The sequence below is a fragment of the Limobrevibacterium gyesilva genome (assembly GCF_025989185.1).
Taxonomy (GTDB): domain Bacteria; phylum Pseudomonadota; class Alphaproteobacteria; order Acetobacterales; family Acetobacteraceae; genus Limobrevibacterium; species Limobrevibacterium gyesilva.
This window is the reverse complement of sequence record NZ_JAPDNT010000035.1, coordinates 1-14,604: the sequence shown is the minus strand read 5'-3', so window position 1 is coordinate 14,604 and position 14,604 is coordinate 1. Positions and strand designations below refer to the sequence as shown.

General features: G+C 71.6%; 19 protein-coding genes. 9 read left to right on the top strand and 10 right to left on the bottom strand.

The window, feature by feature from the left end:
* Window positions 1-347 precede the first annotated feature (347 nt).
* Window positions 348-890 (top strand): GNAT family N-acetyltransferase, encoded by a 543-nt coding sequence (locus OL599_RS22460; protein WP_264716270.1) that lies wholly within the window; start codon window positions 348-350, stop codon window positions 888-890.
* Between the two features lie 7 nt (window positions 891-897).
* Entirely contained in the window at window positions 898-1,608 is a 711-nt protein-coding gene (locus OL599_RS22455) for a 2OG-Fe(II) oxygenase (RefSeq protein ID WP_264716269.1), read from the top strand.
* A 4-nt stretch (window positions 1,609-1,612) separates the two neighbouring features.
* Here OL599_RS22455 and OL599_RS22450 read toward each other — a convergent pair whose 3' ends face one another.
* From OL599_RS22450 to OL599_RS22435, 4 genes are read right to left on the bottom strand one after another with little or no spacing between them, the layout of a single operon-like run.
* Window positions 1,613-1,948 carry a DUF1491 family protein gene (locus OL599_RS22450; RefSeq protein WP_264716268.1) on the bottom strand — a complete coding sequence of 112 codons (336 nt, stop codon included), beginning with the start codon at window positions 1,946-1,948 and terminating at the stop codon, window positions 1,613-1,615.
* The gene (locus tag OL599_RS22445; RefSeq protein ID WP_264716267.1) at window positions 1,948-2,823 is read right to left on the bottom strand and encodes a glycosyltransferase family 9 protein; all 876 of its coding nucleotides are present in this window, start codon (window positions 2,821-2,823) and stop codon (window positions 1,948-1,950) included. Before OL599_RS22445 ends, OL599_RS22450 begins: the two co-directional genes overlap by 1 nt.
* Window positions 2,820-3,629 carry a cytochrome c gene (locus OL599_RS22440; RefSeq protein ID WP_264716266.1) on the bottom strand — a complete coding sequence of 270 codons (810 nt, stop codon included), beginning with the start codon at window positions 3,627-3,629 and terminating at the stop codon, window positions 2,820-2,822. The genes OL599_RS22445 and OL599_RS22440 overlap by 4 nt, the downstream gene beginning before the upstream one ends.
* A 28-nt stretch (window positions 3,630-3,657) precedes the next feature.
* Window positions 3,658-4,281: a hypothetical protein gene (locus OL599_RS22435; protein WP_264716265.1), complete on the bottom strand. Its 624-nt coding sequence runs from the start codon at window positions 4,279-4,281 to the stop codon at window positions 3,658-3,660.
* A gap of 189 nt (window positions 4,282-4,470) precedes the next feature.
* Here OL599_RS22435 and OL599_RS22430 point away from each other — a divergent pair, with 189 nt between their 5' ends.
* Window positions 4,471-4,680 (top strand): hypothetical protein, encoded by a 210-nt coding sequence (locus OL599_RS22430; protein WP_264716264.1) that lies wholly within the window; start codon window positions 4,471-4,473, stop codon window positions 4,678-4,680.
* Window positions 4,681-4,761: 81 nt separating this feature from the next.
* Here the strand turns inward: OL599_RS22430 and OL599_RS22425 are convergent, their stop codons facing one another.
* Entirely contained in the window at window positions 4,762-5,295 is a 534-nt protein-coding gene (locus OL599_RS22425) for a cytochrome b (protein ID WP_264716263.1), read from the bottom strand.
* A 46-nt stretch (window positions 5,296-5,341) separates the two neighbouring features.
* On the opposite strand from OL599_RS22425, the gene OL599_RS22420 reads away from it, so the two are divergent.
* From OL599_RS22420 to OL599_RS22410, 3 genes are all read left to right on the top strand, one after another.
* Window positions 5,342-6,292, top strand: a complete 951-nt coding sequence (locus tag OL599_RS22420; protein WP_264716262.1) for a DUF429 domain-containing protein — start codon at window positions 5,342-5,344, stop codon at window positions 6,290-6,292.
* Window positions 6,293-6,569: 277 nt separating this feature from the next.
* The gene (locus OL599_RS22415) at window positions 6,570-6,980 is read left to right on the top strand and encodes a Rap1a/Tai family immunity protein (RefSeq protein ID WP_264716259.1); all 411 of its coding nucleotides are present in this window, start codon (window positions 6,570-6,572) and stop codon (window positions 6,978-6,980) included.
* A 14-nt stretch (window positions 6,981-6,994) separates the two neighbouring features.
* Window positions 6,995-7,273 carry a glycine zipper family protein gene (locus OL599_RS22410; RefSeq protein WP_264716258.1) on the top strand — a complete coding sequence of 93 codons (279 nt, stop codon included), beginning with the start codon at window positions 6,995-6,997 and terminating at the stop codon, window positions 7,271-7,273.
* A 16-nt stretch (window positions 7,274-7,289) separates the two neighbouring features.
* Here the strand turns inward: OL599_RS22410 and OL599_RS22405 are convergent, their stop codons facing one another.
* From OL599_RS22405 to OL599_RS22390, 4 genes are read right to left on the bottom strand one after another with little or no spacing between them, the layout of a single operon-like run.
* Complete coding sequence (locus tag OL599_RS22405; RefSeq protein ID WP_264716257.1) at window positions 7,290-7,613, bottom strand: chaperone modulator CbpM; 324 nt, start codon at window positions 7,611-7,613, stop codon at window positions 7,290-7,292.
* Window positions 7,610-8,497 carry a J domain-containing protein gene (locus OL599_RS22400; protein ID WP_264716256.1) on the bottom strand — a complete coding sequence of 296 codons (888 nt, stop codon included), beginning with the start codon at window positions 8,495-8,497 and terminating at the stop codon, window positions 7,610-7,612. The genes OL599_RS22405 and OL599_RS22400 overlap by 4 nt, the downstream gene beginning before the upstream one ends.
* 57 nt (window positions 8,498-8,554) lie before the next feature.
* Window positions 8,555-9,535 carry a ketopantoate reductase family protein gene (locus tag OL599_RS22395; RefSeq protein WP_264716254.1) on the bottom strand — a complete coding sequence of 327 codons (981 nt, stop codon included), beginning with the start codon at window positions 9,533-9,535 and terminating at the stop codon, window positions 8,555-8,557.
* On the bottom strand, window positions 9,535-10,722 hold the full coding sequence (locus OL599_RS22390; protein ID WP_264716253.1) for a M20 metallopeptidase family protein: 1,188 nt from the start codon (window positions 10,720-10,722) through the stop codon (window positions 9,535-9,537). Before OL599_RS22390 ends, OL599_RS22395 begins: the two co-directional genes overlap by 1 nt.
* A gap of 147 nt (window positions 10,723-10,869) precedes the next feature.
* Between OL599_RS22390 and OL599_RS22385 the strand changes: the two genes are divergently transcribed.
* The 3 genes from OL599_RS22385 to OL599_RS22375 are packed head-to-tail and all read left to right on the top strand — an operon-like array spanning window position 10,870 to window position 14,314.
* Window positions 10,870-12,297 (top strand): mannose-1-phosphate guanylyltransferase/mannose-6-phosphate isomerase, encoded by a 1,428-nt coding sequence (locus OL599_RS22385; RefSeq protein ID WP_264716252.1) that lies wholly within the window; start codon window positions 10,870-10,872, stop codon window positions 12,295-12,297.
* A gap of 15 nt (window positions 12,298-12,312) precedes the next feature.
* A complete protein-coding gene (gmd, locus tag OL599_RS22380) occupies window positions 12,313-13,335 on the top strand; it encodes a GDP-mannose 4,6-dehydratase (protein ID WP_264716251.1) in 1,023 nt (340 codons plus the stop codon).
* 7 nt (window positions 13,336-13,342) lie between these two features.
* On the top strand, window positions 13,343-14,314 hold the full coding sequence (locus tag OL599_RS22375; protein ID WP_264716250.1) for a GDP-mannose 4,6-dehydratase: 972 nt from the start codon (window positions 13,343-13,345) through the stop codon (window positions 14,312-14,314).
* Here the strand turns inward: OL599_RS22375 and OL599_RS22370 are convergent.
* Window positions 14,304-14,604 (bottom strand): phosphatase PAP2 family protein (locus OL599_RS22370; RefSeq protein ID WP_264716249.1); only part of this gene is annotated, 301 nt, incomplete at its 5' end. The genes OL599_RS22375 and OL599_RS22370 overlap by 11 nt on opposite strands.

The window sequence follows — 14,604 nt, the reverse complement described above, 5'->3', positions numbered from 1 at the left end:
GTGCCACCAGCTTTGGGCTGCGCATGCCGCCCGTGTCCAGATGCAACGAAAGCTAGCGACGTAGCCGGCACGAAACCAGCGCGGAATGCCACTCGGGCCCGGATAGCAACGTTTTCCGGCAACGCCTGTTGCAGTGTTGCCACAGGCTGTGGCTATCACGATACGTTGAGTGACCGCGACAACCCGAATTGTCGCATTTTTCTTGATTATTCGTCCGGTTCTGGCTGCGACTCGCGGCTTTGAGCGGCCGCGACCACCGATCCGACTCCGGAACGCGGGTGCTCGGAATTGGTTCGGCGGCATCCGGCATGGGCTCTCCTGCGCAGACCTTCATGCTAGGAGGACGCATGACCCGCATCGAGATCCCGACGCTGCGCACAACCCGCCTCGTCCTGCGCGCCCTGCGCGCCGACGACCTGGACGGCCTCGCCGCCATGCAAGCCGACCCCGAGGTGATGCGTTATCTCGGCGCCGGCGCGACCCGCACGCGGCAGGAAACCTGGGACGGCATCGCGCGGATGCTCGGCCAGTGGGCCCTGCGCGGTTTCGGCATGTTCGCCATCGAGGAGGCTGCGACGGGCCGCTTTGCCGGTCGCGCCGGTGTCCTCTACCCGCTGCCCTGGCCGGAGCCGGAGCTGGCCTATGGGCTGGACCGGCCGTTCTGGGGCCAGGGGCTGGTCACCGAGGCCGGCATCGCCATCCGCGACTGGGCCTTCGCCACGCTCGGCCTGCCCAAGCTCGCAAGCTTCATCCTGCCGGACAACGCCGCCTCGGCCGCGGTGGCGCGCAAGCTGGGCGCAGTGCGAACCGGGACGATCACGCTGCTGGGCCTGGAGGCGGAACGGTGGGAGCACAGGCCGGATGGCGCGCGTGGGGCGGCTGCGTCCTGATGGCGGCATGAATGACATCGGGCAGCGCGTGGGCGCACTGGACTGGGATCGGATCGCAACCGACCTCGATTCGGCGGGATGGGCAACGACGGGGGCGGTGCTCACCGTTGCAGAATGCGAGGCGCTCGCGGGGCTTTATGACGACGCCACGATGTTTCGAAGCCGAATAGTGATGTCGCGTCATGGTTTCGGGCGCGGCGAATACCAGTATTTCGCCAACCCCCTCCCCGCGCCCGTCGCGGCGCTGCGCCGGTCGCTGTATCCGCATCTGGCGCCGGTGGCGAACCGGTGGGCGGCGCGGCTGGGGCAGGCCGGGGGATACCCTGCCGAGCATGCCGCCTTCGTGGCGCAATGCCATGCCGCGGGGCAGACCCGCCCGACGCCGCTGCTGCTGAAATACGGGCCGGACGATTACAACTGCCTGCATCAGGACCTGTATGGGGATCTCGCGTTCCCGCTGCAGGCGGCGTTCCTGCTCAGCGCGCCCGGCCGGGACTTCACCGGCGGCGCTTTCGTTCTGGTGGAGCAGCGGCCGCGCATGCAGTCGCGCCCCGAGGTGGTCGATCTGGCGCAGGGCGAGGCGGTGATCTTCGCGGTGAACCATCGGCCGGTGGCGGGCACGCGGGGCGACTACCGGGTGGCGATGCGCCATGGCGTCAGCCGGGTGCGCACCGGCCGGCGGTTCACCGCCGGGATCATCTTTCACGACGCCCGCTAGCTGCCTACAGGATCTTCCCCTCGAAGGGCGGCAGCAGGTCGGGGCTCTCGAATTCCAGTACCCAGAGATCGGGGTCGAATTTCACCTGACGGGCGACATAGGCGTCGGCGGCGTCCTGCGCCACGGGGGCCGGGCCGGTGCCGCGCATCCAGGCGAGATCGCCGTCGGCGGTGCGGACCTGCGCCAGCACCGAAAGGCCGTTGCGCCCGCGCAGCACCACGAGGATGCCGCCGGCATCCGGGTCGCCCTTGCGCAGGACCGCGCCGTAGCGGCCGTTGGCGTTGCCCAGGCGCAACGCCATCGCCACCCAGATCCCCGATTTCACCCGTGCTTCGGCCATCAGGGGTTCTCGCTCCGGCGCCAGGCCGCCGCAAGTACGGGGTCCAGCCAGGCGAGGCCGGGGCCCCACGCGGCCTGCGCCGCCGCCACGTCGTCCGGGCCGCGCACGAACTCGATGGCCGGCGGCAAGCCGGGGGCGGGCCGGTGCACCGGGGTGCAGAGCGGGTAGTCGCGTACCCGCCACTCCGGCCGGTGGGTGGTGAAGAAGGCGAGGCACGGCACCCTGAAGGCATCGGCCAGGTGCACCATGGCAGTGTCGGCGGCGACCACCAGCCGGGCCGCGGCGACCAGCCCGCACAATTCGGCAAGGCTCCCCGCGGGCGGCAGCATGGCCTGGGTCAGCACCGGCGCGCCGGTATGGGTGCCGAGCCAGTCGAGGATGTGCGCATGCACCGCGTCGGGCATGTCGCGCATCGGGTTGGCGGTGCGGGGGCAGACGAGGACATGGCCTGCCGCCGGCTGCGGCGGCAGCGTGACTCGCGGGGCCAGCCAGGCGTTGCGCTTCAGCGCCGGCGGCACGCCGGCGGGGGCCACGCCGAGGTGCCGCAGGAAGTAGTCGATCATCGGCGCGCCCCGGAATGCCGGGTCGAAGGCGAAGTCGCGGATGTCGATGACCCGTGCGAAGGCAGCGGCGGGCGTGAAGGGGCGCTCGGGCGTCGCGTCGGTCCAGGGCAGCTCGCGGACCTCCGCGAGGTCGGCGGCGGCGGCGTAGACGGCCTCGATCAACGGCGACAGGCCCGGCAGGCGGAACAGCACGGGCTTGCCGGGGATCGCACCCAGCGTCCGGGCGGCGTGCAACGCCTGCAGGCCGATGATGCTGTCGCCCAGGGTGCGGCCGAAGCCGTTGAGGATGGCGACGTCCGTGGCGCCGGTCATCGCGCGGCGAGGTGCTGGAGATAGGCGATCAGCGCGTCGAGATCGGCGTCCGGCAGCGCAGCCGCGTCGAACGCCGGCATCTGCTGCTGCGGCCAGGCGCGCACGGATTTCGGGTCGCGGATCAGGGCGCGCAGGCCGGGGATGGTCATGTAGCGCACCGCCGGCATCGGGCTGCCGAGGTCGGGCCCCATCTCGCCGGCGCCGGCACCGTGCAGCCGGTGGCAGGGCAGGCATTGCACGGCGAACACCGCCTGCCCGCGCCGCGCCGGGGCATCCGGCGGCAGCGCCGCGGCGACGGCGAGCGCCGGCCAGCGCTGCGCCGGGGGCGCCACGCCGGCAAGGCCGGACAAGGCATAGGGCCATTGCTCGGCGCTGATGCCGGCGCGCTCCGGATGCTCCCAGACCAGATAGAACGGCCCCGCGCTGACGGCCTTGCCGGGCAAGTTCGGCCAGGGATGCGCGGGGTCCTCGACGGCGATCCAGGGGATGGCGGCGCCGCCCGCCACGATGGCGAAGGGGAGTTGCGAGACGAAGCCGTCGGTGGCGCGCGCCTCCAGCGTGTCGATGGCGCCCTGCGGCAGCATCGCCAGCAGGGCGCGCAGCGGCACCGCGCGGTAGGACATGGCGCGGCCATACGACGCGTCGCGCGGCACCGCGAGATCGGCGGCATCGGGCCGGGCCAGCAATCCGGCCACGCTGAAGCGCTGCTCGCTGTCGCCGACGGACAGCGTCAGCACCGGCTCGGCCGCGCCGGCCGGCAGGACCCGGCACAGCAGCAGAAGGATGAGGACCAGGCGGCCGATCATGGAACGGTCCTGCCTGCGCCGATCCGGGTCATTCCGGGGAGACGAAATTCTGCCGCACGCCTTCGGCGGTGGTGACGACGCGGAAGCGCTTCAGCAGGAAATAGGCCCGGGTGGGCGATTCGACTTCGGGGTCCAGCACCTCGATCTCGTCGTAATGCTTCAACATGCCGGTCAGCACCGCGGGGCCGGAACCGCCCGGGCGGATCTCGATATAGCAGCGGAACTGGGTGCCGAGCCGGCGATGCACCGGCAGCGACCATTTGAGCGTCACCTCGCCGGTCGGCGACAGCGCCAGCCTCATGGGAACGATCGTGTAGCGGGGGCGGCCGACCTGGCGGTCGGCCTCGCCGGCCATGCTGCGCAGGTAGTCGTCGTTGCCGTAGCGGACCAGCAGCAGGTGCCAGGCGCGGATGCCTTTGCGCACCTGCTCGTAGTCGTGCCGGGTCAGGCCGCGGGCGATGACGATGCGCTGCGTGGTGGACTGCACCTCCAGCATGTCGGCGGCCAGGGCGCCGATCAGGCGCAGGCCGTTCCAGACCGCCCAGACCAGGCCGGTGACCAGCATCACCGACATGATGAAGCCGAGCAGGGAGATCGGCGCCGGCACGTTCAGCGGGTCAAGCCCGAGCAGCTTGACCAGTATCACAGTCATCACGTCGAGATTGCCCATCGTCCCCTCAGCCTGCCTTTTTTCACCGCCAGTGTCCCGAAGCCGAGATTCGCCGCCTGCCCATGCCGCGTGCACGGGAGCGCCGCCCCGTCATGCCGGAAAGGCCGGCGTCGCGGGCTTGAAGCCACGGCCGGTCGCTGCCAAAACGCGACTCGACCGCACGAGGATACGATGACCAAGCAGATGAGCGAAGGCCAGCGGGCCTACGAAACCAAGCGCGCGGCCAAGGCCGGCATGAGCCTGGAGAAATGGCTGTCCCAGAGGGACCGGGAACGCGAGCAGGAAGCCCGCGTCCGCGCCGAGGCGGCCAAGCCGCCGCCGGCGCCGAAGAAGCCGGGCTTCTTCTCGCGCCTGCTGGAAAAGGCGCAAAAGCCGCTGTGAGCGGCGCCGGCTTATTGTTTCGATGAGCACCATTATCAGGCAGATGCAGATCGTCTGCCTGATGCGGCTCTCGCGCCCGGATCAAAGCATCCGGCGCAGCAGGCCGTCGCGGCGGACATAGGCGTGGTAGGCCACGCCCAGCAGATGCGCGGCCACCATGGTGACCAGGAGCATCGCCCCGTACCAGTGCAGGGCGGAGAGTATGGGCGCCAGCGCCTCGTCCCGGCCGATCGGCGAGGGAATGGGCAGCACGCCCCACCAGTGGAACGGGAAGCCCCACGCATTGGTGGCCAGGAAGCCCAGCACGGGCTGGGCCAGCAGCACCACGTACAAGCCGAAATGGTTCAGCCGCGCCAGCAGCCGGACCAGCGCCGGGGTGTCGCCCGGCATTGGCGGCGCCGGCCGGGACAGTCGCACGGCGACGCGCAGGAGCAGCAGCAGCACGAGGGTGAAGCCGAGGCCCTCATGCAGGTCGTAGAGCTGCAGCTTGAAGGTCTCATCCCTGGGCTCGAAATACACCATCCACAGGCCCACCGGGACGGCGGCGGCAATCAGCAGGACCATGAGCCAATGCAGCCAGCGCGCCGTTGCGGTGTAGCGTTGATCGTGGCGCACGATTATCCCTCTCCTGCATGGCCCGCGTGACCCTTCCACATCCGGCATGACCACCGCAACACTCGCCGTACACGCGGACTGGAGCGTGGACCCGCGCAAGCGCTGGATGACCCTGGCGCGGCGGACAAAGGCGGGCTGGCGGCTCGATGCGCCCGCCCCGGTCGGCGACCTCGCGACATTGATGGCCCGGCTGCGCGCGGCGGCCGGCGGCGGCGCGGTGGCGCTGGGGGTGGATTTCCCGCTGGGCCTGCCGCGCGCCTTTGCGGCGCTGCATGCGGCGCAGCCCGATTTCCCGGCCTTCCTGCGCGCCTTGGCCGACCGGCCGGCATTCTTCCGGGTCTGCGCGACCCTGGACGAGGTGGGCCCTGACCGCCCCTTCTATCCCGCCCGTGGGATCGCGGGCATGCGGCGGGCGGCGCATGCGGCGGCACTCGGGCTGGGCGGGGCGGCCGGATTGTCGCGGGCCTGCGACCGGGCGACGGCACAGCGGCCAGCGGGGGCGCCGTTGTTCTGGACGCTGGGGGCGAACCAGTCGGGCAAGGCCGCGATCTCCGCCTGGCGGGACCTGCTGCTGCCGGCGCAGGGCAGCGTGCGGCTGTGGCCGTTCGAGGGCGATCTTCGCGCCTTGCTGGCACCGGGCGCGGTGGCGGTGGCGGAGACCTATCCGGCGGAGGCGCTGCGTCAGCTCGGGCTGCGGCTCGCGGGCAGCAAGCGGCGGCAGGCCGACCGGGTGGCGCTGGCCGCACCGTTGCGCGCCGTTCTGGCCCGGCTGGGCGCCGTTGCCGAGGGCGCGATGCGTGCGGCGATCGCGGACGGTTTCGGCGCGGACGCCGCTGGCGAGGACCGGTTCGACAGCACGCTCGGCGCGCTGTGCGTGCTCAACGTGCTCGCAGGCAACCGTCCTGACGGCACGCCCGACGATCCCTGGATCCGGCGCTGGGAGGGGTGGGTGCTGGGTCAGACGGCATTGCCGTTGCGCCCGGACGGCGCCGGCTGAGGCGCGCGCCGGCCGGCGCGCGGCCGCGGGCTTCTTGCCGATGCCGAACAGTTGCACGCGGCCGTCAAAAGGCCGGGTGTTGGAATCGTTGAAAGATGCCGAGGTCCACAGCTAGACTTTTGCCGCGGTGGGCGGTCTGGCCTGGGGTGCCGGACATGCCGGTGAAACGGTGGTGGCCGATGTCCACCGGGACTTGATGGCCCACGGCGCGGGCACGACATGTCCGCCATGGCGCCTGGCAGCCCGGATGTCTCCACGAAACGGGAGAACCAGACCGATGCAGACCCGACAAGCGACGATCCGTCATTGGGCCGTTGGCCTCGCCCTTGGCGCGGCGCTCGTGCCCGCGACCGCACGCGCCGCGGTCACGCAGGACAGCTTCCTGGTACGCACGACGTCCGATCTGGTCGACCTGTGCACGGCGCCGTCCGCCGACCCGATGTACACGGCCGCGAGCAATTTCTGTCACGGCTTCACCGTCGGCGTCTATCGGGTGGTGGAGGAAGAGGAGCGCGCGCGGCGCAACCGCCTTGTGTTCTGCCCCCCGAGCCCGGGCCCCTCGCGCAGCGAGGCGATTGCCGGCTTCACGGTCTGGGCGAAGGCCAATCCCGACCAGCTGACCAAGCCGCCGGCGGACGGCGTCGTGGCGTATATGATCAGCCAATACCCCTGCACGAAGAAGAAGTGAGGGACCGCGACATCATGCGCACCACATCCATCTCCATCCTGGCGGCCTGCGCCATCGCGCTCGCCGGCTGCTCCAACATGACGAGCACGCAGCAACGGGCCCTGACCGGCACCGCCGGCGGCGCCGCCGCCGGCGCCGTGCTCGGCGCGATCGGCGGCAATGCGGGCCTCGGCGCCGTGGCCGGTGCGGGCGCCGGCCTCGTCGGCGGCCTGATCTACGACCAGGTGAAGAAGAACGAGCAGTCCTCGTACCAGCAGGGCTACGCGGCCGGGAAGAAGTCCTCAAGCCAGTAGCGGCACTTCTGCGGCGTCAGCCGCGGCGAAGGGCCGCCAGCACGGCGTCGCGGATGTCCGGCGGCTGGTCTTCGATGGCGCGGGCCATGGCGGCGAGCGTGCGGCGCAGGTCGTAGACCTGGTCCATCAGCGCCAGCACCAGCGGAATGGTGTCCTCGGCGATGTCCATCTCGTGACGCAGGTCGCGGACGAGGCGGACGCGAGCGATGTCGATCTCGGTGAACACCCAGCCGTTGCCGCTGGCCTGATCCGGCCGGACCCAGCGGCGCTCGATCCAGGCAGACAGCTCGACCGCGTCGAGGTCCGGGAACAGGGCGACGACCGCATCGAGGCGCATCATGGAAGCCCGCCGCGTGGATTGAAGCGATGGCGGGGCTTCCAGCCTTCGAGGAAGGCGGCGAGCTCGGGCTCGTCCTGCGTCGGGGTCATGACCTTGAGGTCGACGTACTGGTGCCCGCCGACGATGCCGCGGCCGCGCAGCATCAGCCGCTTGCCGGTGGTGGATTTCGCGGGAATCCTGAGGCTGACCGGACCCTTGATCGTCGGCACCTCGACCTTGGCGCCCAGCACCGCCTCCTGCAACGTGACCGGCAGTTCGAGGACGATGTCGTTGCCGTCGCGGCGGAACAGCTTGTGCGGGCGGACGGCGACCGCGATCAGCGCGTCGCCGGGCGGGCCGCCGCCGATGCCGGGCATCCCCTGCCCTTTCAGCCGCAGGACCTGACCGTCGCGATGGCCGGCGGGGATGGTGACGTCGAGCGTCCGCCCGTCGGGCAGCGTGAGCCGGCGGACGGCGCCGTTCGCGGCGTCGAGGAAATCGACCGTCAGCGTGTAATGCGCATCGGCGCCGCGCATGGCGGAACCGCGGCTGAACTGGTCGCGGAACGCATGGCCGAACAGCGATTCGAGGTCGTCGGGGTCGAATTCCGGCCCGGCGCCGTAGCGGGCGTGGCGGGCGGCATCGTTGAAGTCGCGGTAGAAGGGCCGCTCGGGCGCGACCTCGGCGCCGCTGGCGTCGATCTCGCCGCGGTCGAAGCGGGCGCGCTTGTCGGCGTCCGAGAGCAGCGCGTAGGCGTTGGCGATGTCCTTGAAGGCGTCGGCGGCTTCCGGCTTGCCGGGGTTGAGATCGGGGTGATGGCGCTTCGCCAGCTTGCGATAGGCGGAGCGGATGGCAGCCTCGGAGGCCGTGCGATCGACGCCGAGTGTTTCGTACGGGTCTTTCATCGCGGCCGAGCCTATAGGCTTCGGCCAGGCGGCGCCATGCCGGGGTGCGGCCCGGCCTTATCCGCCGTACAGCCCGGCGGCGCGGGCGCGGACCTTGGCCAGCGCCACCAGCAGGTCGAGTGTGGGCGTGGGCACCCCAACCATGCAGGCGAGCTCCAGGGGGGCGTCGAAGATGGTGTCGATCTCCATCGGGCGGCCCAGTTCCAGGTCCTGCAGGATGCTGGGCTTGTGGGTCATCGACTGGCTGAGGCCGAGCTGGGCCTCGACGTCGATCTGCGGGGTGCAGCCGAGGGCGGCGGCAACGGCGCCGGCCTCGGCGTAGATGGCGCGGGCGGCGGCGATGCAGGCGGGCTCGGCGTAGACGTCCTTGGGGGCGGACTGGGTGAGCACGGCCACCGGGCCGGAGCTGAGATTCATCAGCAGCTTCGACCAGATCCAGTCGCGGATGCGGTCGGTCGCGTCGACGCGGATGCCGCCTGCGCGCAGCGGCGCGGCGATCGCCTCGGCGCGGGCGGACAGCGTGCCGTCGGGCTCGCCCAGGACCAGCCGGTTGCGGTTGTGCTCGACCGCGACCACGCCCGGCTCGACCACCGCGCAGGCGGAATAGACGACGCCGCCGATGCTGCGCGCGGTGCCGATGGCGCGGCGGACGGCGTCGCCGGGGTCGAGCTTCGGCAGGGTGCGGCCGTCGAGCGCGCCGCCATGGGCGTGGAAATACCACCAGGGGATGCCGTTCATGGCGAACACCACCGGCGTGTCGGGACCGAGCAACGGGCCGATGCCGGCGGCGACCGACGGCAAGGCCGGGGCCTTGGCGGTGACCAGCACGGCGTCCTGCGGGCCGAGCGTGCGCGGGTCGTCGGTGGCGGCGACGCGCACATGCATCTCCCGGTCTGGGGCGCGGACCAGCAGGCCGTTGCGTTGCACCGCCGCGAGATGGGCGCCGCGGGCGATGATGGACACCTCCGCGCCGCCGGTGGCGAGGCGGGCGGCCAGGTGGCCGCCGATGGCGCCGGCCCCGAAGACGCAGACGCGCATCAGCCCAGGATCTCCAGCGCCGCGCGCGACAGGGCCTGCACGCCGAGGCCGATGCAGGCTTCGTCCGGCTGGTAGGCGGAGTTGTGCAGCTTGTCGTCGCGGCCTGGGGCGCCGGAGCCGATGCCGAGCTGGAAGCTGGGCACGAGCTGGGACATCAGCGCGAAGTCCTCGGCGCCCATGCTGGGGCCCTTCTCGTGCGCGACGTCGCCGAACTGGCGGCGGACGGCGGCGATGGTGGGGTCGAGCACCTTGTCGTCGTTGATCAGCGCGGGGACGCCGCGGCGGTAGTTGACGTCGCAGCGCACGCGCAGGCCGTCGAGCGCGCCGGCGCAGAGGCGCTTGATCGCCTCTTCGGCCGTGTCGCGCGCGGCGGCGTGCAGGGTGCGCACGGTGCCGCGGAAAGTGACGCTGTCGGGGATGATGTTGCAGGCCTCGCCGCCATGGATGGCGCCCACGGTGACGACGGCCGGGTGCATCGGGTTCACCTCGCGCGACACCACGGTCTGCAGCTGGGTGATGAGGTGGGCCGCGGCGACGATGGGGTCGACCGCGGAATAGGGATGCGCGGCGTGGCCGGACTTGCCGTGCACGGTGACCGTGAACTCGTCGGCGGCGGCGAGGCCGGGGCCGCGGGTGTAGTCGAAGCTGCCGACCGGGGTGTTCGGGTGGTTGTGGAAGCCCAAGGCCATGTCGATCGCCGGCCCCTCCATCAGGCCCTCCTCGATCATGGCCTGCATGCCGCCGATGGCTTCCTCGGCGGGTTGGAACACCAGCTTCACGGTGCCGGCGAGCTGGGGCGCGAGTTCCTTCAGCACCGCGGCGACGCCCAGCAGGGTGGTGGTGTGGATGTCGTGGCCGCAGGCATGCATCTTGCCGTCGATGGTGCTGGCGAAGGGCAGGCCGGTCTGCTCGTGGATGGGCAGCGCGTCCATGTCGGCGCGGATGGCGAGCACGGGGCCGGGGCGGCCGCCCTCGATGAGGCCGACGATGCCGGTCCTGGCGATGCCGGTCTGGTGGGGGATGCCGAGCTTCGCCAGCTCGCGGGCGACGACGCCGGCGGTGCGGACTTCCTCGAAGGCGAGCTCGGGATGGGCGTGGATGTCGCGGCGGATCTCGATGAGTTCGGGCTCGATGCGGGCGGTGATGGCGCGGATGGCGGTCTGGGGGTCGTTCGGACGGGAGGACATGCGGCAACCTGCATCGCTGGAGAGGGGCGGCATCATGCGAGCGGCGGTGCGGTGCGGCAAGCCGGGGGGCCCGCCGGCTCGGGTTCTGGACAGGCATTGGCGGGGCTGCCTATAGCTGGCCCGGCACGTCGCACGGAAAGGCCCTGTATGAGCAAGACCTCGCCTGTGGTTCCCGTCATCCTGTCCGGCGGTACCGGCACGCGGCTTTGGCCGGTGTCGCGGGAAAGCTTCCCGAAGCAGTTCTGGCCGCTGATTTCCGACCGCTCGATGATCCAGGAGACGGCGGGCCGGGCGCTCGGTGACGGGTTCGCCGCCCCGGTGGTGGTATGCAACCAGGAGCACCGGTTCCTGGCGGCCGAGCAGATGCGGCTGGCGGGGATCGAGGGCGCGCGGGTGGTGCTGGAGCCGGTGGGGCGCAACAGCGCGCCGGCGATCCTGGCAGCGGCGCTGCTGGTGGCGGAAACGGCACCCGACGCGGTGCTGTGGATGATGGCCGCGGATGCCGCGATCCAGGACGTGCCGGCGCTGCACGCGGCGCTGGACGTGGCCGTGGCCGCGGCGCGGACCGGGCGGGTGGTGATGTTCGGCATGCGGCCGACGGCGCCGGAGACGGGCTATGGCTATATCGAGGTGGGAAGCGCCCTGCCCGGCCTGCCCGGCGCGCACGACCTGACGCGGTTCGTGGAGAAGCCGGACCCGGAGACGGCGGCGCGGCTGGTGGCGTCCGGGCGGCATCTGTGGAATTCCGGGATGTTCGTGTTCACCGTGGCGACGCTGATCGCGGAGATGGAGCGGCACGCGCCGGAGGTGCTGGAGGCGGTGCGCGCGGCGGTGGCGCGGCGGGCGCAGGACCTCGATTTCATCCGGCTGGATCCGGCGGCGTTCGCGGCCTGCCCGAATATCAGCCTGGACTATGCGCTGGCCGAGCGCACCGCCCAGGCGGCGGTGGTGCCGGCCGATATCGGCTGGTCGGACGTGGGCAGCTGGGGCGCGCTGTGGGAGCTGGGCGGCAAGGACCCGGCCGGCAACGTGGCGATGGGCGACGTGCTGCTGGAAGGAGCCGAGCGCTGCTATGTGCGCAGCGATGGCATCGTGACCGCGGTGGTGGGGCTCAGCGACGCGGTGGTGGTGGTGACCGAGGACGCGGTGCTGGCAATGCATCGCGACCGCGCCCAGGACGTGAAGAAGGTGGTGGACCGGCTGAAGGCGGCGCGCCGGCACGAGGCGGTGGCACATAATCGCGTCTACCGGCCCTGGGGATTCTACGAGAGCCTGATCCAGGGCGACCGGTTCCAGGTGAAGCGCATCGTGGTGCCGCCCGGCCAGAAGCTGTCGCTGCAGAAGCATTTCCATCGCGCCGAACACTGGGTGGTGGTGAACGGCAGCGCGCTGGTGACGCGCGACGGGGAGACGCTGCTGGTGCGCGAGAACGAGAGCATCTACCTGCCGCTGGGCTGCGTCCACCGGCTGGAGAATCCCGGCCGCATTCCGCTGACGCTGATCGAGGTGCAGTCCGGAAGCTATCTGGGCGAGGACGACATCGTCCGGCTGGAGGACACGTATGGGCGCAGTTGAAGAGGAGACAGCCGGATGAAGAAGGCCCTGGTGACCGGCATCACCGGCCAGGACGGCGCCTATCTGTCGCAGCTGCTGCTGGACAAGGGCTATGAGGTCTACGGGCTGCTGCGGCGGTCGGCTTCGGCCGACGTGATCGGCGAGCGGCTGCGCTGGCTGGGCGTGATCGACCGGGTAAAGCTGATCGACGGCGACCTGGGCGACCTGTCCAGCGCCATTCGCATCATGCAGACGGTGCAGCCGGACGAGGTCTACAACCTCGCCGCGCAGAGCTTCGTGCACGCCTCGTGGCAGCAGCCGCTGCTGACCGGCGCAATCACCGGGCTCGGCGCGGTGAACATCCTGGAAGCGGTGCGGATCGCCCGGCCGGAGGCGCGGTTCTACCAGGCGTCCTCGTCGGAGATGTTCGGCAAGATCCAGGAGAAGGTGCAGAACGAGCGCACGCCGTTCTATCCGCGCAGCCCCTATGCGGCGGCCAAGCTGTACGCGCACTGGATGACGGTGAACTATCGCGAGAGCTTCGGGCTGCATGCGTCCTCGGGCATCCTGTTCAACCACGAGAGCCCGCTGCGCGGCATCGAGTTCGTGACCCGGCGGGTGACGGACGGGGTGGCGCGGATCAAGCTGGGGATGGCGCGCGAGCTGACGCTGGGCAACCTGGACGCGACGCGCGACTGGGGCCATGCGCGCGACTATGTGCAGGCGATGTGGCTGATGGTGCAGCAGGGCACGCCGGACGACTACGTGGTCGCGACCGGGCGGACCACGAGCATCCGCGAACTGGCGCGCATGGCGTTCGCGCATGTCGGGCTGGATTGGCGGGACTTCGTGCGCACCAGCCCCGAGCTGCTGCGACCGGCGGAGGTGGATGTGCTGCTGGGCGATGCCTCGAAGGCGCGGCAGCGTCTGGGCTGGGCGCCGACGGTGACGCTGGAGGAGCTGGTGGCGGAGATGGTGGAGGCCGACCTGGCGCGCCACCGCAGCCGTACCCTGGTGCAGTTGCCCAGCGAGGCGACGCTGGCCGAGGGGACCGGCTGACGCACACGTGACCGACGCGCGCGCCATCGGGGGGGGACCACGCAGGATCCTGCTGACCGGCGCCGGCGGCTTCGTCGCCGGGCACCTGGTGCCGCGGCTGCGCGCGGCGTTCCCGCAGGCGGCGCTGACGTTGTGTGGGGGCGGAAACCTGGACCTGGACGTGACCGATGCGGCGGCGGTGCGCGCGCTGGTGGCGCGGGTGCGGCCGGATGCCTGCGTGCATCTGGCGGCGGTGTCGGCGGTGCCGCTGGCGCGCCAGGACCCGGACCATGCCTGGCGGGTGAACCTGCATGGCACGCTGGCGCTGGGCGACGCGATCCTGGCGGCGGCACCGGACTGCACGATGCTGTACGTGTCGAGCGCAGAGATCTATGGCGGGTCGTTCCGCGCCGGCGTGCCGCTGGACGAGCGCGCGGCGCCGGCGCCGATGAACACCTATGCGGCGACCAAGGCCGCCGCCGACCTGGCGCTGGGGGCGATGGCGGCGGACGGGCTGCGGGTGGTCCGGCTGCGGCCGTTCAACCATACCGGCCCCGGGCAGACCCCGACCTTCGTGGTGCCGGCCTTCGCACGGCAGGTGGCGCGCATCGCCGCCGGGCTGCAGCCGCCGTCGCTGCAGGTGGGCGCCCTCGATCCGCGGCGCGACTTCCTGGACGTGCGCGACGTGTGCGACGCCTATGTGGCGTGCCTGCGGCGGGCGGATGCGGTCGCGGCGGGGACGATCCTGAACATCGCCTCGGGCGTGCCCAGGCGGATCGGGGACATCCTGCAGGCGCTGCTGGCGCTGGCGGGGGTGCGCGCGGAGGTGGAGACCGGGGCGGCGTTGTTGCGGCCGGTGGACATCCCGACCGCGTGCGGCGACGCCTCGGCGGCACGGGTGTTGCTGGACTGGGCGCCGGCAATCGCCTGGGAGCGGACGCTGCGCGACGTGCTGGACGACTGGATGGCCCGGGTGCGCGCCGAGGCCGTCAAGGGGTAGCGGCGAGGCCGGCGAGCTGGCGGAGCCAGGCCTCGGCGGGCATGTGCAGGCCGTGGAAGCCGGCGATGACGGCGGCACCCACGCCAAGAGGAACGGCGACGTTGAATGCGGCCGGGCGGTCGCCGGCCAGCCGCGCCAGCAGCAGCGCGCCGGCCACGCCGATCGCGGCGCCGATGGCGACGTCGGTCATGGTGTGGACCTTGAGCGCCATGCGGGTGGCGCCGATGGTGGCCGCGCACAGGGCGGCGAGCGCGAGCGGTCGGGCCCGCCAGCGGGCTTGCGCGGCCAGG

Excerpts from the sequence above, each read along its gene's own strand:
- OL599_RS22410 (WP_264716258.1), top strand. The coding sequence starts at position 6,995 with ATGCGCACCACATCCATCTCCATCCTGGCGGCCTGCGCCATCGCGCTC.
- OL599_RS22440 (WP_264716266.1), bottom strand. The coding sequence starts at position 3,629 with ATGATCGGCCGCCTGGTCCTCATCCTTCTGCTGCTGTGCCGGGTCCTG.
- OL599_RS22430 (WP_264716264.1), top strand. The coding sequence starts at position 4,471 with ATGACCAAGCAGATGAGCGAAGGCCAGCGGGCCTACGAAACCAAGCGC.
- OL599_RS22405 (WP_264716257.1), bottom strand. The coding sequence starts at position 7,613 with ATGATGCGCCTCGATGCGGTCGTCGCCCTGTTCCCGGACCTCGACGCG.
- OL599_RS22390 (WP_264716253.1), bottom strand. The coding sequence starts at position 10,722 with ATGTCCTCCCGTCCGAACGACCCCCAGACCGCCATCCGCGCCATCACC.
- OL599_RS22435 (WP_264716265.1), bottom strand. The coding sequence starts at position 4,281 with ATGACTGTGATACTGGTCAAGCTGCTCGGGCTTGACCCGCTGAACGTG.
- OL599_RS22455 (WP_264716269.1), top strand. The coding sequence starts at position 898 with ATGAATGACATCGGGCAGCGCGTGGGCGCACTGGACTGGGATCGGATC.
- OL599_RS22385 (WP_264716252.1), top strand. The coding sequence starts at position 10,870 with ATGAGCAAGACCTCGCCTGTGGTTCCCGTCATCCTGTCCGGCGGTACC.
- OL599_RS22400 (WP_264716256.1), bottom strand. The coding sequence starts at position 8,497 with ATGAAAGACCCGTACGAAACACTCGGCGTCGATCGCACGGCCTCCGAG.
- gmd (WP_264716251.1), top strand. The coding sequence starts at position 12,313 with ATGAAGAAGGCCCTGGTGACCGGCATCACCGGCCAGGACGGCGCCTAT.
- OL599_RS22415 (WP_264716259.1), top strand. The coding sequence starts at position 6,570 with ATGCAGACCCGACAAGCGACGATCCGTCATTGGGCCGTTGGCCTCGCC.
- OL599_RS22460 (WP_264716270.1), top strand. The coding sequence starts at position 348 with ATGACCCGCATCGAGATCCCGACGCTGCGCACAACCCGCCTCGTCCTG.
- OL599_RS22395 (WP_264716254.1), bottom strand. The coding sequence starts at position 9,535 with ATGCGCGTCTGCGTCTTCGGGGCCGGCGCCATCGGCGGCCACCTGGCC.
- OL599_RS22420 (WP_264716262.1), top strand. The coding sequence starts at position 5,342 with ATGACCACCGCAACACTCGCCGTACACGCGGACTGGAGCGTGGACCCG.
- OL599_RS22450 (WP_264716268.1), bottom strand. The coding sequence starts at position 1,948 with ATGGCCGAAGCACGGGTGAAATCGGGGATCTGGGTGGCGATGGCGTTG.
- OL599_RS22445 (WP_264716267.1), bottom strand. The coding sequence starts at position 2,823 with ATGACCGGCGCCACGGACGTCGCCATCCTCAACGGCTTCGGCCGCACC.